The following is a 17,956-nucleotide window of genomic DNA, read 5'->3' as shown; positions in this document are numbered from 1 at the left end:
CTTTGCTTCGCAAAGCCCGGAAGCTGGGGTATCAAGTGGTGGCTGCCTGAGTGCTTAAAAAACAGTGGGTTGCATTTTGTTTGATGAGAGCTGGCCACAGTCACGCGCAAGGCTCAAAGCCTGTGGTGAACCTGTGGGAGCTGGCTTGCCGGCGATAGGGCCGGCACGGGTAACGACTCATGCCGTTTCGGGATAGCTGTACTCAAACACCCGCACCACCTCGGAAGCATGCCACGACGCCGCTTCCATACCATCCACCGGCCCGGAGAAGCGCCCCAAGCGCTCCACGCATTCGAAAAAGCCAGTACGCGGCAAACGGCTAGCGCCCTGGCTGATGACCAGCGAGCTGCGCAAGGGCTGTTCGGCACGGGCATCCAGTACCGCCAGGTATTCCAGCGCGGCGGTCAGCGTCTGCATGGCTGGGCTGGGCAGCTGCAAGCGCTCGATCAGCGCGCGGTAAGTCAGCAAGTGGCGTTGACGACGGGCCAGGTCAAGCTCGCCCAGCAGGTTATCCCAATGCTGACGGCTGATCCTGACCTGGCTCATGATGGCTCGCTCCAGCCTGCCACCCCCAAGTGCCAGGCCAGTGCACGGCGGATAGCCGCATCCGGCTGGCGCTCGCCCGACTCGATCATCGCCAGGTACGCCGGGCTTACCCCGACATTGCGCGCCAACTGCTCAGGGGCGATGCCCTTGGCCTGGCGGATTTGTGCAACTTCACTGAACGCCGGCAACGGCGCAGCAACAGCAGCTGTGGCCTGTTCGCTGACATCGGCCTCAGCCGGTGCCTGCCCTGCGGCCTTGAGCAGCGCCTGGTACTGCTCCCAGGGAACGACGGCGTACTCGGGCTGACCGTCCCGGCTGATAACCTGAATACCCATTACAAACCCCTTTAAAAAGGATTACAGCATGTAATCCGTAGGCATAACCCTTATGCCAATTATATTACCAACTCCGGGGTCTGTGCAGTTGCGGTGCGGTGCTGGCCGGTTTCACCGCGTATTGCGTTCCAGGCGCAGCGCTTCCGGGGTGGCTGGCAGGCGCTCGACCACCCGCAGCCGCTCGGGTGCCTGGCTGTCGCGCCAGGCCTTGAAGCGTGCCAGTTCATCGGCCACGGTCTTCAGTACCCAGCCCAGTACCGCGATGTCATCCAGAAAGCCCACACCCAGCAGCCAGTCGGGGATGGCATCGATGGGGCTGACGAAATACAGCAGGCCAGCCACGATGGTGACCAGGGCTTTGGGGCTGATGGCGCGGTACTCGCCACGCCACCAGGCCAGGCACAACGACTGCAGCAGCTTCACGTCTTCACGCAGTTGGCCGATACGCGGGCCTTTGCGCGCCACGGCAAACAGCAGGGCCGGCAACCGGCCGCGGCTGAGCAGGCGCTCTGCCAAGGGCAGGAAACGGGCGAAATTCCAGGGTGCGCTCATGGAGCCTCCGAGAGGGAAAAGGTTATCCACATTTATTGTGGATAACCTTGTGAACAGGGCGAAGTTTCTGACCCCGGGTGCCTGCCAGGCAAGGGCCCCGGTCAGATCGGGCGTTTTTTACACAGTCGTTTCACACGGTGGCTACCTGCACCGCAAACGATTTGCGTCAGAAGCTTCCTACTTCTTCACGCTGCATTTCCTCGGACAGTATCAGCAGTTGCAGGTTCGTCCAATCGCCACAAACGAAAACGCCCCGTGAGGACGGGGCGTTTTCGACAACCTGCCAGATTACTTGGCAGGGGCTTCGGCAGGGGCTTCAGCCTCAGGCTCGGCGCCTTGCAGCTGGGCCGGGTCCTTGATGGCGATCAGTTCCAGGTCGAACACCAGTACCGAGTTGGCCGGGATCAGCGGGCTTGGGCTTTGCGCGCCGTAGGCCAGTTCAGCCGGGATGAACAGCTTGTACTTCTCGCCAACGTGCATCAGCTGCAGGCCTTCGACCCAGCCCGGGATGACGCCGCTGACCGGCAGGTCGATCGGGCTGCCGCGCTCGACGGAGCTGTCGAATACCTTGCCATCGATCAGCTTGCCTTCGTAGTGGACAGTGACCACATCGGTCGGCTTGGGCTGCGGGCCGTCGGCCTTCTTGACCACTTCGTACTGCAGGCCCGAAGCGGTGGTGACAACACCCGGCTTCTTGGCGTTTTCTTCAAGGAACTTCTTGCCGGCAGAAGCCGCTTCTTCGCTGGCCTTGGCCAGGCGCTCTTCAGCGCGTTTCTGCAAGGCGGTGAAGGCCTCTACCAGCTCTTCGTCCTTGATGCGCTGTTCTTTCTTGCCAACGGCGTCTTCGATGCCGAGGGCAACTGCTTTCGAATCAAGGTCTTCCATGCCTTCCTGAGCCAGGCTCTTGCCCATGTTCAGGCCGATTCCGTAGGAGGCTTTCTGCGCCGGAGTCTTCAGCTCGGGGCTGCTGGCCTGTTGATCACAGCCAGCCAGTACCAGGCCAACCAGGGCAACCGCAGCCGCCAAACGATGCTGTTTCATGTGATTTCCTTGTTCATGCGCCATAAGGGCAATCAGGGTAGAAGCCGCGAGCTTATCAGGCGTCCCCAACCCATGGCTACCGGCATAAGAGCCAGCAAACAGGGATTAGTTCCACAGCCTTGCGCGCGGCATAAAAGCCTTAATTAGTGCAAAAGATCATTCGTTACGCTTTGTATCGACCAAGATATACCATAACGCTATCATCTGCCGCTTTCAGGATACTGGCGCGGTAGCGGCCAGGCTATCTAGAACAGGCTTTCGGGATGCACAATGAGATGGGATGGAGCAGTCACCTTCGGTGATTACTGGCTGGGCTACACCGGCAATACCGACCAGACTGCTGCCCATGCCCATGTCGCCATCCAGCTGTGCATCGGCCTGCGCTACGACATCACGGTGGAGTTCGGCAAGCAGGTGCTCACCGCGCCTGGGGTATTGATCGGGCCCTCCGTCGACCACCGTTCACTGCCCAACCCGGACCGCGTCGCCTTTCTCTACTGCTACCCGGATGCCCCCCTTGGCCGCGCACTGAAGGCCTTGCTCGACGACAGTGGCAAAGCCGCCGTCAGCCAGGACATCGTCGACTGCGTGCGCCATGCCGCCAACTTCCACGAGGTGGTGGCGGCGCTGGAACTCAAGCTGGTCCCCCCCGAAAGCTTCGACCCCCGCCTGTCCAATGCCTTGAACCTGCTGCGCCAGGACTGGGCCGGTATCGGCGCGGTATCGCGTGCTGCCAGCGCGGTGGGCCTGTCCAGCCCGCGCCTGCGTTTTTTTGCCACGCGGCAGATGGGCGTGCCGCTGTCGCAATGGATCATCTGGCGCAAACTCGAACGTGCCTGCCACGCCCTCGCCCACGATGCCAGCCTCAGCGATGCCGCCATGGCCGGCGGTTTCGCTGACCAGGCCCACCTCACCCGCATGATGCGCCGCATGGTCGGCATGTCGCCCAGCCGCGTCGCCATGGTGCTGCGCAATACAAGCGATTCATTCAAGAATCCGCAGTTCTAAATCGCCATCATCCCCTCCAGCCCGCGCCAACCGGGGTCTCCACCACCAGGCGCAGGGCCACTTGCCGGCCGCCTTTTACCCAGGGCACACAGGTCGGCTTTTTTAATCGTTCCGGTCCTTGGCCCCCTTGCGGCTGCCAGGCAGACGAGCGCCATGGCACACGCCACTTCATCAACCTAGCGAGCAAGGAGTGCTAGCCCATGTCAGGACCCTCACGGCTGACCGTTTTCCTTACCGGCGGCGCCGGCGTACTGGGCGATACCCTGATCGACCAACTGGCCGACCGTTACCACCTGGTCTGCCTGACCCGTCGCAGCAGCATCCGCCACCCTGGGGTCGAAACCCTGCGCGGTGACATCTGCCAACCGAACCTGGGCCTGTCCAGCGCGGACTACCTGGCGCTGACCAAGCGGGTCGACTGGGTCATCCACTGCGCGGCCATCACCCGCCTGGATGGCCACGCCGAAGCGGTGTTCTCGGTCAACTACCAAGGCACCGAGCAGGTGCTGGCGTTTGTCCGCGACGCCGACGTACCGCTGTACCACATCAGCACCGCCTTCACCCACCCGTGCGACTACCACCCTGGGGTAATGCCTTCGACCCCGTACGAAGTGGTCAAGCGCCAGGCCGAAAGCCTGGTGCGCGATGCCGGCGTACCGGTGTCGATCTTCCGCCCGTCAATCATCATTGGCGACAGCCACAGCGGCCACATGCCCATGCTGCAGGGCTTTCACCTGACCATGGGGCTGATGATGTCGGGCTACCTGCCGATCATCCCGTGCCCGGAAGACGGGCGGGTCGATGTGATCGCCCGCGACGTGGCGGCGGCTGGCATTGCCAGCGCCCTGGACCAGCGCCTGATCGGCGATGACTACTTCCTCAGCAACGGCCCGCAGGCGCTGGACATTCGCACCCTGCTCGACCTGATGTGCGCGGAAATGCACGACCAGGGCAAGCCCTTCCAGCGGCCGCGCTGCATGAACCCGGACATCTATGAACGCCTGGTGCGCCCGGTGTTCTTGCCGGCCCTGGAAGAGAACATCCGCGCCGCCCTCGGCCGCGCCACCCAACTGTGCCGCTACGCCAGCCTGCTGCAGCCGCTGCCCAGCTCGCTGGAGCAACTGTTGCCGGCCCAGCGCCTGGCCATGCGTTCGCCGCGCCAGGAGCTGGCCCTGACCCTGGCGCGGCTGTCGCCCAAGCTTTCGGCCATGCAACGCATGCTGAAGATTCCGGCAGCGGGTGAAAGCCGTGGCGAACTGGCCATGGAGGCCTGAGACGATGAACAGCTTCACTCCCTTGCCCGAAGGGCTCGACGCCGAGCGCGTGCGCACGCAGTACCGCGACCATGTCAATGCCGGCTATGCCCGCCTGGCATCGATGATGAACCTGCCGATCGAGGTGGCTGGCGAAGGCGTCTACCTGTTCGACATGGACGGCAACCGCTACCTCGATGCCGGTGGTTACGGCGTGTTCCTGCTCGGCCATGCGCACCCGCAGGTGGTCGAACAGGTCAGCCGCCAGCTGCACAGCCACCCGATGGCCAGCAAGCTGATGCTCAACCCGTTCCAGGCCCAGGCCGCCGCCGCCCTGGCTGCGCTGTGCCCTGCCCCGCTGCAGTACGTGTACTTCTGCAACTCCGGCACCGAAGCCACCGAGGCCGCCCTGAAGCTGGCCTGGCTGAACGGCTGCCAGCAAGTGATCTCGACCTTGGGTGGCTACCACGGCAAGACCCTTGGCGCGCTGGCGGTCACCGGGCGCGACCTGTATCGCTCGCCGTTCGACGACCGCCTGGGCCACAGCCACTTTGTGCCATTCGGTGATATCGAAGCGCTGCGCCAGCAATTGCAGGCGCAGCCTGAACGCGCTTGCGTGATCCTTGAACCGGTGCAGGCCGAAGCCGGGGTGATCGTGCCTGCGGCTGGCTACCTGCAGCAGGTGCGGGCGCTGTGCGACGAGTACGGCGCGGTACTGATTGCCGATGAAATCCAGTCGGGCATGGGCCGCACCGGGCGCTGGTGGGCCTGCGACCATGAGGGCGTGGTGCCAGACATTCTGCTGGTGGGCAAAAGCCTGTCCGGTGGCTGCGTGCCAGTCAGCGCCATGGTCTGCACGCCCGACATGCAGGCGCCCCTCAATCGCAACCCGCTGATGCACACCACCACCTTCGGCGCCAACCCGCTGGCCATGGCGGCGGTGATGGCGACCCTGCAGGTGATGCAGCGCGAACAACTGGTGACGCGCGCCGCCGCCTTGGGGCAACGCTTGCAACTGGGCCTGCACAACGTACTGCGCCAGCACCCGCGCGGCGCCGAAGTACAGCTGCGCTACGCCGGCCTGTTGCTGGGCCTGGAGTTCGCCGATGCCGGCTTGGCGGCAAACATGGTCATGCACCTGATCGACCAACGCATCGTGGTCAACCATTCGCTCAACGATCACCGGGTTATCCGCCTGACACCGCCGGCCCTGTACAGCGACAGCGACGTTGAATGGCTGCTCGGCGGTTTCGCGCGCGCCCTTGCCCGAACCTTTGAATAGGACACCGAAATGAAAGAAGTCAGCCTGAACGCCCATGTTCCCAGCCAAAGTGCCCAACAGGTCTACGCCGCCATCAGCAACTTCAGCGTCTACCCGCAGTTGTGCGAGTCGGTGCGCAACATCGAGATCGAAGCGATCCATGAGCACGAGGTGCTGAGCAACTGGGAGGTGAACTTCCACAGCGGCATTCTCAAGTGGCAGGAACGTGACGTGTTCGACCCGGCCAACCTGCATATCCACTTCCGCCAGACCGCGGGCGACATCGACCATTTTTCCGGCTCGTGGCAAGTCAGCGAAACCGCCGAAGGCGCCAGCATCGCCTTCCGCTCCTGTTTCGACCTGGGCCTGCCGATGCTGGCCGACATGCTCGACCCGGTCGCCCGCCAGGCGATCCGCGACAACATCAGCGCCATCATTCATGGCCTGTTCCCGAACAGCCAGATCAAGGATTGATGCCATGCCCCTGTCACTCCTGCACAACGCCCGGCAAACCTTGCAACGCTTTGCCCCGGACTTTGCCAAGCTGCTGACCGAGCTGCCGTTCGAACAGCGCGAAGCCGCGGGCAGCCCGGTGGTGGACTGGTTCAAACATACCGGCCCGGTGGCCTTGCTGGTGCCCAAGGCCGGTGGCGGCCTGGGTGCCAACGCCCGCGAAGCGCTGCACGTGCAACTGGCCCTGGGTGCCTTGTCGCCGTCGCTGGCCGTGGCCAGCACCATGCACCAGTTTTCCGTGGCCAGCCTGGTCGCAGTCGCCAACAACGGCGCAGGCGCTGAAGGCCTGCTGTTGTCGGCCATCGCCCAGCAACGCCTGCTGCTGGCCTCGGGCTTCGCCGAAGGCGTGCCTGGTGGCGGCATCCTCGATGCCGGCATGGAAGCCGTGCAACTGGCCGACGGCGTGCGCCTGAGCGGCAGCAAGCAACCGTGCAGCCTGAGCAGTTCGATGGACCTGCTGACGGCCAGCTACAGCCGCGCCAGCGAGCACGGCGAAGAACTGATGATCGCGCTGATCCCCGCGACCGCCCCGGGCATCAGCCACCACCCGTTCTGGGGCAACAGTGCCCTGGCCGCGGCGCAAAGCCTGGAACTGCGCCTGGACGATGTCTACGTCAGCGACAAGATGATTTTCTCCGCCGGGCTGAAATCCCAGCTGGGCGACGTGCAGACCATCGGGTTCATCTGGTTCGAGCTGCTGATCAGCGCCAGCTACCTGGGGGCCTGCATGGGCCTGGTGGAATGGGCCATCGAAGAGCGCCGCTGGAGCGACCAGCAGCGGGTGCAACTGGCCTGCCAGCTGCAACTGTGCCTGAGCGCGCTGGAGGGCCTGGCCTACGAAGTCGATCAGTTGCAAGGCAACGCCGACGACTTGCTGGCACGCCTGCTGCTGACCCGCTACGGCATTGAACAGCAACTGGCCAGCGCCTCCGACCTGGCCCACCAGATGCTCGGTGGCCTGGCGTTCATCCGCTCGAACCTGGGCTGCGACTGGCTGGCCAGTACCCGTGGCCTGCAGTTCCACCCGCCCGGCCGCTTCAGCATGACGGCCAACCTCGACCGCTACCTGCAAGGCGCCACCTTCAGCATTGCCAATGGAGTCACCCTGTGAAACTGCTCAACAAGATTGTCGTCATTACCGGCGCGGCACGCGGCCTGGGCCTGGAAACCGCGCGCAAGCTCAAGCGCCAAGGGGCAACCGTGATCGGCATCGACCGGCTCGAGCCGCACACGGCCCTGAACTTCGATGCCTACTACCTGCTCGACCTGTGCGACCGCGAGCGCCTGGATGAAGCCGCCACTTCGATCCTTGAACGTTTCGGCGACATCGACATCCTGGTCAACAACGCCGGGGTGCTGACCCTGGAACGGGGCGAAACCGGGGTAAACGATGACGTGCGCCGCGCCCTGGAAGTCAACCTGTTGGCACCCTGGCAGTTGACCTCGCGGTTTTTGCCGGCACTGCTGCGCAAGCGCGGCAAGGTGGTCAACGTGTCTTCGCTGTTTGCCCTGGTCAACGCGCCCTACGTCGCCGCCTATGCCACCAGCAAGCGGGCCATGAGCGCCTATTCGGATGTGCTGCGCATGCAGTACCCAGGCCAGCTGGACGTGGTCACGGTGTTCCCCGGTTTCATCGACACTGCCATTCACGACCCGGCCGAACGGGTCGGGCTGTCGGTCAAGCGCCTGGTCAGCTTCAAGCGCGGCGAGCGTGTGCTGCTGTCGCTGGAAGAAAAACTCGACGACGCCAGCAATGGCCTGATGCGCGCCTGCACCCAGCATGGCCTGCGCAACCGCGGGCTGACCTTCCTCGGCAGCGTGGCCATGTACACCGCGCGCTGGCTGCCGAGCCTGGTCGATGCCTTTATCAGCCTGCGCCTGCGCAGCCTGAGCAAGGCCGGGCAGCTGGCGCTCAAGCCCGAACTGATCGACTGAGGCCGGGCCGATGACGCAACTGGCACTGGACAAGCCCACGCTACGCCCGGCACGCAGCCTGCTCACGCCGTCGGCGCTGGAAACCACCCTGGTGGTCGGCTATGCGTTGCTGCTGTTCGCGGCACCGCTGGCGCTGCTGGTGGCCGCCCTGGAGCGGGCACCGCAGGCATGGCCGCTGTTGCTGCCGCTGCTACTGCTGGCCGGCTACGGCCTGTTCCTGCAAGGCATCCTCGGCCACGAGGGCTTCCACTTCAACCTCAGCGACAACCGCCTGTACAGCTGCCTGCTGGCGGTGCTGCTGAGCTCGATGCTGACGGGCTTCTGTGTCACCGGCTACTTCGTCGACCACTGGCAGCACCATCGCTACAACGGCGGCCCCAAGGACCCGGACTGGCGCCTGCTGCGGCGCTACCGCCTGGCGCTGAGCCGGCTGCTGCTGTCGCGCCTGCATGCCACCGCCTGGTACTTGCTGCAAACCGTGCGCCTGGCATTGCCCGGCGCCAAGGTCAACGGCGCGCTGCCGCTGCCGGATGGTCAGATCCGCTTGCTGGCCAGGGTCAACCTGGCCTGCCAGCTGCTGTGGCCGGCCGTGTGGCTGCTGCTGGCGGCGAAATGGCCACTGCTACTGCCGGCCGTGGCCGGGTGCTTGCTGCTGGCGCTGTTGATATCGGCCCTCAATGCCTATCAGGAGCATGCCTTCGACACCAGCGTGGCGCTGCCGGTGGCGCGCTCGCGCACTGCCAGCCTCAGCACCCTGCTGCACTTGGGCTCCAACTACCACCTGGAGCACCACCTGTACCCGCGGGTACCGTGCTGGCGCCTGCCGCGCCTGCACCGGCAACTGCTCGCCAGCGGTTGGTACGAAGGCCGTCAGGCGTTGCTCGAACCGCGTTTTTTCGGCGCTTTGCGCTACTGCAAGGCACGTTTCCCCTATGCCGGCGCCTGGCAAACGATGCCACCGCCAGGCAGCCCCGGGCGGTGATTCACACCCGGTGAGCAACCCCCACACTCAAGGAACCGAGTATGTCTTTTGACGTAGATGAACTGATTGAAAACGAACGCCGCACCCTGCTGGCACACCCGCTGTTCGCCCGTATCAGCACCCTGGATGATGTGCGCCTGCTGATGGAGAACCATGTCTTTGCCGTGTGGGACTTCATGACCCTGCTCAAGCGCATCCAGCGCGACCTGACCTGTGTCAGCCTGCCCTGGCTGCCGCCGCGGCACATCATTGCCGCGCGGTTGATCAACGAGATCGTCACCGGCGAGGAAACCGATGAGCACCCTGACGGCGGCTTCATCAGCCACCTCGACCTGTACCTCAGCGCCATGGATGAGATCGGCGCCGATACCGGCCCGTTCCGCCAGTTCCAGGCGCTGCTGCAAGCCGGCGTGCCACTGGCCCAGGCGTTGACCAATGTCGACATCCCGCTGCCGGCCAAGGTGTTCGTCAGCAAGACCCTGGACGTGGCCCTGCACGGCTCTACCGAGCAGGTGCTGGCGTACTTCTTCTTCGGCCGCGAAGACATCATCCCCGACATGTTCGGCGGCCTGCTGCAGCGCTGGGCCATCGATGAAGCCAGCGTGCCGATGCTCACCTACTACCTCAAGCGCCACATCGAGATGGACGGCGACGACCACGGCCCGGCAGCCAAACGCATCATTGCCGAAATCGTCAGCGAACCGGCGCAACAGCAGGCCCTGGCGAAAAGCGCCGGCGACGCGCTGGTCGCCCGTACGGTGCTGTGGGATGGCGTGCTGGAGCAGTTGCACCAGCGTGCTGCGGCCACCGCACAGGCCACCTTCGCCGCAGCCGCAGGCTAAGCATTAGCCCTTGCCTGCGCGCACCTGAGGCGCAGGCAAGGCTGATGGCCCACAACGACAAGGACGAGAGCGTGTGACATGACGAAAGGCAAGTACGCCAAGTTGGCAGTTTCGGTGCTGGTCATTGCAGGCCTGGCAGTGCTGGGGCTGCAACGCTGGCAATACGCACGGCAGTACGTCAGCACCGACAACGCCGAAGTGGAAGGTGTGATCATCCCTATCCGCGCCCGCCTGAGCGGCGTGGTGGTGCAGGTGCCGGTGCACGAAAACACGCGCGTGAACCAGGGCGACTTGCTGTTCCAGGTGCGTGAGGACGAATACCAGCAACGGGTCGAACAGGCCAGGGCGAATTACCTGGGCGCGCTGGTGGCCACCGGCCAGGGCGGCATGCCCGGCCTGATGGACAGCCAGGTGCGCAGTGCGGCCGCACGCAGCCAGGCGGCGCAGGCCACCATCGGTCAGCTGGTGGCCAACGTAGAACAGGCCCGCAGCGACTACCAGCGCACCCAGCGCCTGGCCCGGCAAGGGGTGGTCAGCACCCAGGACCTGGAAGCCGCGCAGGCCCGTTTCAATGCCCTCAACCACCAGTTGCAGGCGGCCCGCGACAACTCCACGGCGGCCCGCGAAGGCACCCTGGCCAACCAGGCAGCCCTGAAGGTTGAAGAGTACCGGATCAAGGCTGCCGAATCGGCACTGGCCCTGGCCCGCATCGAACTGCAGGACACCCGCCAGGGTTCTCCCAAGGACGGGGTGATCGTGCACAAGGATGTGCAACCCGGGCAGTTCGTGGTGGCCGGGCAGAAGCTGCTGAGCCTGGTCAGCACCGAGCGCATGTGGGTGGTGGCCAATTTCAAGGAAACCCAGATTGGCCGGGTACGCGTCGGCCAACCGGCGCGGATCAGCGTCGATGCCTTCCCCGGGCAACAGTTCGACGGCGTGGTGCACAGCCTGGTGCCAGCCACCGGCGCGCGCTTCTCGCTGCTGCCGCAGGAAAACGCCACCGGCAACTTCACCAAGGTGGTGCAGCGCATCCAGGCGCGCATCGAGTTCCGCGAATTGCCCACGGCCATGCAGCAGGCGCTTAGCCAGGGCATGAGCGTGTTCGTCGAGGTCGATACCCGCGACAGCGGGCAAACCCTATGAGGTCGCCGTGGCTGGTGGCCGTGACGGTCACCCTGATCTCGATGATGGAGCTGCTCGACGTGACCATCGTCAACGTCGCCATCCCCAGCCTGATGGGCAGCTTTGGCGCGTCGGTGGACGAAATTTCCTGGGTTTCGACCGGTTATATCGTCGCCAACGTGGTGATCCTGCCGGCCAGCGGCTGGCTGTCGGCCTGGTTTGGCCGGCGCCGTTACTACCTGGTGTCGTCGGCGCTGTTCGTGCTGGCCTCGCTGGGTTGCGCGCTGTCGCAAGAACTGTGGCAGATGGTGTTCTGGCGGGTCATCCAGGGCCTGGCCGGGGGCGGCTTGCTGGGTATTTCGCAGGCGATCATCTACGACGTGTTCCCCAAGGAAAAGGTCAGCGCCGGCATGGCCCTGTATGGCGTCGGGGTGATGATGGGGCCGACCCTTGGCCCGTCGGTGGGGGGCTACCTGATCGATGAATTTTCCTGGCACTGGATCTTCCTGATCAACCTGCCGATTGGTGCGCTGGCCCTGCTGCTGGCATGGCTGTGCGTGGAAGACTCGGCCAACGAACGGCGCCCGCAAAGCATCGATTACCTGGGCTTCGTGCTGCTTGCCGTGGGTGTCGGCAGCTTGCAGATCTTACTGGAGCGTGGCGAACACTGGGACTGGCTGGAGTCGGACCTGAGCCTGCTGTGCCTGGCCCTGGCGCTGCTGGGCCTGCTGGGCTTCTGCTACTGGGAGCGGCGGGTGGCCAACCCGATCGTCAACCTGGCGCTGTTCAACAACCGCGAATTCCTGCTCGGTTCGGTGTGTGCCTTCTGCGTCGGTTTCGGCTTGTACAGCACGCTGTTCATGGTGCCACTGCTGCTGCAGACACTGCTGGAGCAAAGCGCCTATCAAAGCGGCCTGGTGATTTTCCCCGGGGCCCTGGCCAGCGCGGTCAGCACCCTGGTGATCGGCAAGCTGTCGCAGGAAAACCGCATCGATGAGCGTTACTTCATTTGCGTGGGGATTCTGGTTTACGGCTACGCCATGTACCTGCACACCCAGTTCACCCTGCAAAGCAACCCCGACACCCTGTACTGGCCGCTGATCATCCGTGGTTTCGGCCTGGGCATGATCTTTGTGCCACTGACCAACCTGGCCATGCGCCAACTGCCGGTACAGCTGATTTCGGTCGGCTCCGGCGTGCTCAACCTGATGCGCCAGCTGGGGGGCAGTGTCGGTATTGCCATCGCCGCCACCTTGCTCACGCGGTTCTCCTGGGCGCGCTACCGCCAGCTGGCCGAGCATGTCGACGAAAACCGCCTGCTCGCCAGCGGCTGGGACCTGGCCAACCTTGACCCGCGACGGCTCTCCACCGACCTGCTCGGCGCCGACCAGGCCAATGCCGTGCTGGCCTTCATCCAGGCCCGGGAGCAGGCCCAGATGCTCGGTTTCAGCATGCTCTTCGGCCTGCTCGGCGCCGTGATGCTGATTGGCGTGCCGATGGTGCTGCTGATGCGCAACCCCCGCCAACCCAAGCCCTCACTTGCAAAGGAGTCCGTGACGTGTTCGGACAATGCACACCCATCCGCCTAGCGTTGCTGGTGCTGACCCTGGTTTGCACCAGCCCGGCCCAGGCCCGCGACCTGTACCAGACCTACCAGCAGGCCCTGGGGCATGACATGGCCTATGCCGCGGCCGAGCAACGCCAATTGGCAGCGGCGCAAAAGGCCCCGCAAGGGCTGGCCAGACTATTGCCGCACCTGTCGCTGGAAAGCGGCGCGGCGTGGGTCGACCGCGAACATAGCGGCGCGGCAACACGCAACCGTGACAACTCCAATGCCTACGCGCTGGTGCTGATCCAGCCGCTGCTGCGCTGGCAAAACGTGATCGGCCATGAACAGGGCAAGGCCTTGGCCACCGCCGGCGAAATCGACCTGCTCGCCGCGCGCCAGGACCTGATGCTGCGCGTGGCCGACGCCTACTTCGAGCTGTTGCTGGCCGAAGACCAGTTGGCCACCAGCCGCCAGCAGGTACAAACCCTCGGCCAGCAACTGGACAAGGCGCAGCGCTTTCGCCGCGAAGGCTCGGGCACCGAGAACGAGGTGCAACGCATCCAGGCCCGTTACGACCTGGCCCAGGCCGAGCAGATTGCCGCCGGCAATGCCTTGCGCCTGAACCAGCAGGCCCTCGCCCGGCTGACTGGCAGCACCCCGGGGGAACTGGCCAGGCTGGACGATCAGGTGGCCTTCAGTGGCCCGCAACCGGCCCGCCTGGATGCCTGGACTGACCAGGCGCGCCTGCACAACCTGAAGGTGCAGGCCGCCGAGGTCCGCCAACTGATCGCCGAGCAGGAAGTGGACAAGCAGCAGGCCGGCCACCTGCCCACCCTCGACCTGGTGGCCGCGCATGGCCGCTTTGCCTCGGTCGGTGGCAGCCTGTATGACGTGACCGTGCCCGAAGAGAAGTACACCCAGACGGTGGTGGGCGTGCAGCTCAGCGTGCCGTTGTATGCCGGCGGTGGCACCCAGAGCCGCACCCGCGAGGCCCGCGCCCTGCAGGGTGCTGCCGAGGATGAACTGGAAGATGCCCGGCGCGAGGCCGACTTCATGGCGCGCCAGGCCTACCTCAACCTGACGGGCGGCATCAGCCAGTACCAGGCCCTGCAACAGGCGCTGCGCTCCAGCCAGAGTGACCTGCGTATTACCACGCATGCCTTCGAGGCCGGGGCGCGCATCAGCAACGACGTGCTGGACGCCGAACAGCAGCTGACCCGTACCCGCCTGCAACTGGCCCGCCAGCGCTACGCCATCCTGCAGGCACAGTTACGCCTGATGGCGGCCAGCGGCAGCCTCAGCGACGACAACCTCAAGGCCCTTAGTGCCCTGCTCACCGCGCGGGTTCAAGGGTAGGCGCCTTCGCGGTACTGCCCGGCCACCTCGCGCAGCACTTCGCACACCCACTGCCCCGGCAGGCTCTGCGGCAAGGCGGCATTGCGGCAGATGCCGACCGAGCCGCCGGGCTCGCGCACGCCGAGGTCCAGCTCGACCAGCTCGCCACGGCGCAGGTCGAGCAGTACCGCATCACGCGGCGCCACCCACAGGCCGTCGCTGTTCAACAGGTAGCGCCGGCTCAGCGCCAGCGACAGGGTTTCCAGGCGCTGCGCGGGCATCTGGATGCCGCACTGCACGAACAGGCTGTCGGCGTGCTGGCGGATGGTGGTGCCGGCTGGCGGCAACACCAATGGGTAGCGCCCGACTTGGGCACGTTCTACCGGGGTACTGGCCAGCAGCGGATGCCCCGGGCGTACCACCAGGCTCATCGACTCGCTGTACAGGTGCTCGAATGACAGGCCCTGGATCTGCGGGCTGTCGGTCATGCGCCCGACCACCAGCTCCAGCTCGCCCAGGTGCAGCTGGCCGAGCAATTGCGCGCTGACCCCGGTGACCACGCTGATCACCAGCGCTTCATGGCGCTGGTGCAGGCGGCACAGCACCTCGGGCATGAGCAGGCCTTCGACCGTGGACAGCACGCCAATACGCACCTGCGACGGCGCCCGCGCCTCGCCACGCAGGCTGCTGACGCCATCGCGCAGGGCCTGCACGCTGGGCCCGGCGTAACGCATGAAACGCGTGCCGGCCGGGGTCAGCTCGACGCCCTGGCGGCTGCGCATGAACAGCCGCGTTTCCAGCAGGTCTTCGAGTTCCTTTAGGGTTTTGGAGATGGCCGGCTGGCTGATGGCGAGCACGTCGGCAGCCCTGGCCAGGCTGCCCTGCCGGGCAATCTCCAGGAAGCACAGCAGGTGGCGGTACTTGATGCGGGTGTCGAGGTTCATGCCGGCAAGCTTACCGCATCGCCACCTGCGGCGTATCCGGGTCGCGTTGCTGGCGGCGGAACTGCCCGGGTGGCAGGCCGTGGATCTGGCGAAAACGCCGGGAGAAGTAGGCTTCGTCGGCAAAGCCACACAGCCGCGCCACCTCGCCCACCGGGCGGCTGCCATTGAGCAGGTAGTTGCGTGCGGCGTGCATGCGCCGCTCCAGCACCAGTTCGCTGAAGGTTTTGCCGATTTCCTTGCGCAGCCAGTGGGTCAGGTAGGTGGGCGACAGGTAGGTGGCGGCGGCAACCTTCTGCAGGTTCAGGTCGGGGTCGTCGATATGCCGGCGCAGGTATTCGCTCATGCGGCCCAGCGCAGCGCGGCGGCTGAGTTGCGCGGCATTGCTGTCGGCCAGTTCGCGCAGCGGCTCGGCATACAGGCCGCAGACCTGGCCGATCAATTGCAGCAACAGGCCCTTGAGGATTTCGCGGGTGCCGAAGCGGCGGTTGGCATCCAGTGCACGCATGCGGTCCAGGACTTGCCGCAGCTCGGCAAAGTCGGCCTCGCCCAGGCAGAAGTCGAGATGCTCCTGAAAGCGGAACGGTGACAGCTCTGGCGCCTGCAGGATCGACACCTCTTCCAGGTCCATCGGGTCGCAGGCCAGGTGCGGCAGCAGGAACGTCTGCGAGAAGTTGATCACCACGAAGTCGCTGTCGAGCGGGTGCGGGATCACATGTACCCGGTGCGGCAGGATGAAGGCCAGGGTATTGCGCCTGAACGGGCGCTGCACGCTGCCGATGTGTTGCACCGTGTCGCCGCCGAGGTTGACCTGGATCTGGAAGTATTCGTGGCGATGCGGCGCGGTTTCGGCGGGGCGGCCGCGCTGGTCGCGGATGTAGAAGTCCATCAGCTCGCTGCGCTGCTGCATGACGTAGGTCGGGACCTCGCGCTTTGGGGGCATTGGGCTTACTCCAGGTTAAAGGGTGGCGCTGGCTCTTCTGGCCTCTTCGCGGGCGTGCCCGCGAAGAGGCCAGAACAGGCAATGCAGGTTGTACGATGTCCAAACTCATCAAATTAAACCTGTCTGCAAAAACCCGCGCAACCCTGAACGCCCACAGCCCGCTAAAAATGCGACATCCAGCAGAAATCCCAGCCAAAACCCCGCCTTCCGATTTTTTTGGACAGTTCAGCCCTCCCCCGCCTCCAGTGAAAAAAACGGTCTAAAACCACCGTTGCATTCAATACGTTGTACGACCACCTTAGTAAAGGGACTGCAGCCCAACCTCTACCAACAACAACAAACGAGGTCGACTCATTTCGAGCACGCCTACCCCCCGCGCCGCGTCGTCGTACGCGCTGGACGCGGCCCCTGCCCAGCGCCTGCCCACCCGCCGCCGCTGGTTCATGCTGTCGCTGCTGCTGGTGGCGACCATCATCAACTACGTCGACCGGGTGAACATTTCCATCGCCGCGCCGTTCATGGCCAAGGACCTCGGCCTGGACAAGGTCGAGATGGGCCTGATCTTCTCTGCCTTCGCCTGGACCTACGCCCTGGCCCTGGTGCCGGCAGGCTTCATCGCCGACCGCTTCGGCTCGCGCCTGACCTACGGCGTGTCGCTGATCAGCTGGTCGGCGGTGACCGTGGCCCAGGGCCTGGCCAGCGGCTTTGCCTCGCTGTTCGGCCTGCGTCTGGCGGTCGGTGCCATGGAGGCCCCGGCCTTCCCGGCCAACAGCCGTGCCGTCACCGTGTGGTTCCCCGCCCGCGAGCGCGGCATGGCCAGCAGCATCTACGTGTGCGGCCAGTACCTGGGCACTGCGTTGTTCACCGGCGCCCTGCTGTGGCTGGCGACCACCTACGACTGGCGGCACGTGTTCTACAGCACCGGCCTGGTCGGCATCATGTTCGGCGTGGTGTGGCTGTTCCTGTACCGCGACCCGCTGAACTGCAAGAAGGTCAGCAAGGAAGAACTGGCCTACATCGAGAACGGCGGTGGCCTGGTCAAGAGCAGCCAGGAACGCACCCGTTTCGACTGGCGCCAGGTCGCCGAGCTGTTCCGCTATCGCCAGGTCTGGGCGATCTGCCTGGGCAAGTTCGCCAGCACCTCGGCGCTGTACTTCTTCCTGACCTGGTTCCCCACCTACCTGATCGAAGAGCGCCAGCTGACGTTGATCAAGGTCGGCATTTTCGCGGTCATGCCGTTCATTGGGGCCACGGTCGGCATCCTGCTGGCGGGCATCGTCTCCGACCTGTTGATCCGCAAGGGCTACTCGCTGTCGTTCGCCCGCAAGCTGCCGCTGGTGGTCGGCTCGATGCTGGGCATGTCGATCGTGCTGGTGAACTTCACCGACTCCAACGTGCTGTGCATCGCCGTCCTCACCTTGGCGTTCTTCGCCCAGGGGATTGCTTCGTCGTCATGGGCAGCGGTGTCGGAAGTGGCGCCCAAGGAGCTGATCGGTTTGACCGGCGGGGTCACCAGCCTGGCTGCGAACATTGGCGGCATCGTCACGCCGATCGTGATTGGCGCGATTGTGCATGCCAGCGGTTCGTTCGCCATGGCGTTCTGGTTCATTGGCGGGGTGGCGTTGATGGGGACGCTTTCGTATTCGTTGCTGCTTGGGAAGTTGTATCGCATTGAGCTGAAGACGTTTGCCTGAGCCTAGAGGTGTGGTGGCTGTGCTGGCCTCTTCGCGGCTGAAGCCGCTCCTACAGGGATAGCGTCAACCCCGAGGGCAACACCGTCCCTTGTAGGAGCGGCTTT

General features: G+C 64.8%; 19 protein-coding genes. 13 read left to right on the top strand and 6 right to left on the bottom strand.

All coding sequences use genetic code 11. The features are described 5' to 3' along the window. Positions 1-177: 177 nt before the first annotated feature. The 4 genes from ACI2KG_RS23695 to ACI2KG_RS23680 all read right to left on the bottom strand — a co-directional run bounded on the left by ACI2KG_RS23695 (position 178) and on the right by ACI2KG_RS23680 (position 2,474). Positions 178-546: a hypothetical protein gene (locus tag ACI2KG_RS23695; protein ID WP_013971408.1), complete on the bottom strand. Its 369-nt coding sequence runs from the start codon at positions 544-546 to the stop codon at positions 178-180. Further along, positions 543-881, bottom strand: a complete 339-nt coding sequence (locus ACI2KG_RS23690) for a multiprotein-bridging factor 1 family protein (protein WP_404663499.1) — start codon at positions 879-881, stop codon at positions 543-545. Before ACI2KG_RS23690 ends, ACI2KG_RS23695 begins: the two co-directional genes overlap by 4 nt. Before the next feature lie 111 nt (positions 882-992). Further along, entirely contained in the window at positions 993-1,433 is a 441-nt protein-coding gene (locus ACI2KG_RS23685; protein WP_404663498.1) for a YkvA family protein, read from the bottom strand. Between the two features lie 288 nt (positions 1,434-1,721). Further along, on the bottom strand, positions 1,722-2,474 hold the full coding sequence (locus tag ACI2KG_RS23680) for an FKBP-type peptidyl-prolyl cis-trans isomerase (RefSeq protein ID WP_201205990.1): 753 nt from the start codon (positions 2,472-2,474) through the stop codon (positions 1,722-1,724). 270 nt (positions 2,475-2,744) lie between these two features. On the opposite strand from ACI2KG_RS23680, the gene ACI2KG_RS23675 reads away from it, so the two are divergent. The 11 genes from ACI2KG_RS23675 (at position 2,745) to ACI2KG_RS23625 (ending at position 14,295) form a co-directional block, all read left to right on the top strand. Then, positions 2,745-3,482: a helix-turn-helix domain-containing protein gene (locus ACI2KG_RS23675; protein ID WP_400620157.1), complete on the top strand. Its 738-nt coding sequence runs from the start codon at positions 2,745-2,747 to the stop codon at positions 3,480-3,482. A gap of 200 nt (positions 3,483-3,682) precedes the next feature. After that, positions 3,683-4,756, top strand: coding sequence for an SDR family oxidoreductase (locus ACI2KG_RS23670; RefSeq protein ID WP_404663497.1), 1,074 nt, complete (start codon positions 3,683-3,685; stop codon positions 4,754-4,756). Between the two features lie 4 nt (positions 4,757-4,760). Continuing rightward, complete coding sequence (locus tag ACI2KG_RS23665; RefSeq protein ID WP_404663496.1) at positions 4,761-6,017, top strand: aspartate aminotransferase family protein; 1,257 nt, start codon at positions 4,761-4,763, stop codon at positions 6,015-6,017. Between the two features lie 9 nt (positions 6,018-6,026). After that, the gene (locus tag ACI2KG_RS23660; protein WP_400620148.1) at positions 6,027-6,470 is read left to right on the top strand and encodes a type II toxin-antitoxin system RatA family toxin; all 444 of its coding nucleotides are present in this window, start codon (positions 6,027-6,029) and stop codon (positions 6,468-6,470) included. A 4-nt stretch (positions 6,471-6,474) separates the two neighbouring features. Further along, a complete protein-coding gene (locus ACI2KG_RS23655; RefSeq protein ID WP_404663495.1) occupies positions 6,475-7,620 on the top strand; it encodes an acyl-CoA dehydrogenase in 1,146 nt (381 codons plus the stop codon). Further along, positions 7,617-8,444, top strand: coding sequence for an SDR family NAD(P)-dependent oxidoreductase (locus ACI2KG_RS23650; protein WP_400620142.1), 828 nt, complete (start codon positions 7,617-7,619; stop codon positions 8,442-8,444). Before ACI2KG_RS23655 ends, ACI2KG_RS23650 begins: the two co-directional genes overlap by 4 nt. A gap of 10 nt (positions 8,445-8,454) precedes the next feature. After that, a complete protein-coding gene (locus ACI2KG_RS23645; RefSeq protein WP_404663494.1) occupies positions 8,455-9,426 on the top strand; it encodes a fatty acid desaturase in 972 nt (323 codons plus the stop codon). A 41-nt stretch (positions 9,427-9,467) separates the two neighbouring features. Beyond that, positions 9,468-10,268 (top strand): DUF3050 domain-containing protein, encoded by an 801-nt coding sequence (locus ACI2KG_RS23640; RefSeq protein WP_404663493.1) that lies wholly within the window; start codon positions 9,468-9,470, stop codon positions 10,266-10,268. Between the two features lie 78 nt (positions 10,269-10,346). Then, positions 10,347-11,411 (top strand): HlyD family secretion protein, encoded by a 1,065-nt coding sequence (locus ACI2KG_RS23635; RefSeq protein WP_404663492.1) that lies wholly within the window; start codon positions 10,347-10,349, stop codon positions 11,409-11,411. Further along, on the top strand, positions 11,408-12,979 hold the full coding sequence (locus ACI2KG_RS23630; protein ID WP_404663491.1) for a DHA2 family efflux MFS transporter permease subunit: 1,572 nt from the start codon (positions 11,408-11,410) through the stop codon (positions 12,977-12,979). The genes ACI2KG_RS23635 and ACI2KG_RS23630 overlap by 4 nt, the downstream gene beginning before the upstream one ends. Next, positions 12,949-14,295 (top strand): TolC family outer membrane protein, encoded by a 1,347-nt coding sequence (locus ACI2KG_RS23625; RefSeq protein ID WP_404663490.1) that lies wholly within the window; start codon positions 12,949-12,951, stop codon positions 14,293-14,295. The genes ACI2KG_RS23630 and ACI2KG_RS23625 overlap by 31 nt, the downstream gene beginning before the upstream one ends. Here the strand turns inward: ACI2KG_RS23625 and pcaQ are convergent. Next, positions 14,286-15,218, bottom strand: a complete 933-nt coding sequence (gene pcaQ, locus ACI2KG_RS23620; RefSeq protein WP_404663489.1) for a pca operon transcription factor PcaQ — start codon at positions 15,216-15,218, stop codon at positions 14,286-14,288. The two genes, ACI2KG_RS23625 and pcaQ, sit on opposite strands and share 10 nt — an antisense overlap. 10 nt (positions 15,219-15,228) lie before the next feature. Next, a complete protein-coding gene (locus ACI2KG_RS23615; protein ID WP_400620122.1) occupies positions 15,229-16,158 on the bottom strand; it encodes a helix-turn-helix transcriptional regulator in 930 nt (309 codons plus the stop codon). A gap of 95 nt (positions 16,159-16,253) precedes the next feature. Between ACI2KG_RS23615 and ACI2KG_RS23610 the strand changes: the two genes are divergently transcribed. Further along, positions 16,254-16,421 (top strand): hypothetical protein, encoded by a 168-nt coding sequence (locus ACI2KG_RS23610; protein WP_404663488.1) that lies wholly within the window; start codon positions 16,254-16,256, stop codon positions 16,419-16,421. Positions 16,422-16,511: 90 nt separating this feature from the next. Beyond that, positions 16,512-17,852: an MFS transporter gene (locus tag ACI2KG_RS23605; RefSeq protein WP_404663503.1), complete on the top strand. Its 1,341-nt coding sequence runs from the start codon at positions 16,512-16,514 to the stop codon at positions 17,850-17,852. Positions 17,853-17,956 lie beyond the last annotated feature (104 nt).

The organism is Pseudomonas sp. NPDC089407 (assembly GCF_044900445.1).
In the GTDB taxonomy this organism is placed as follows: Bacteria; Pseudomonadota; Gammaproteobacteria; order Pseudomonadales; family Pseudomonadaceae; genus Aquipseudomonas.
The sequence above is the reverse complement of the archived record's forward strand: the minus strand, read 5'-3'. Positions and strand labels throughout refer to the sequence as shown.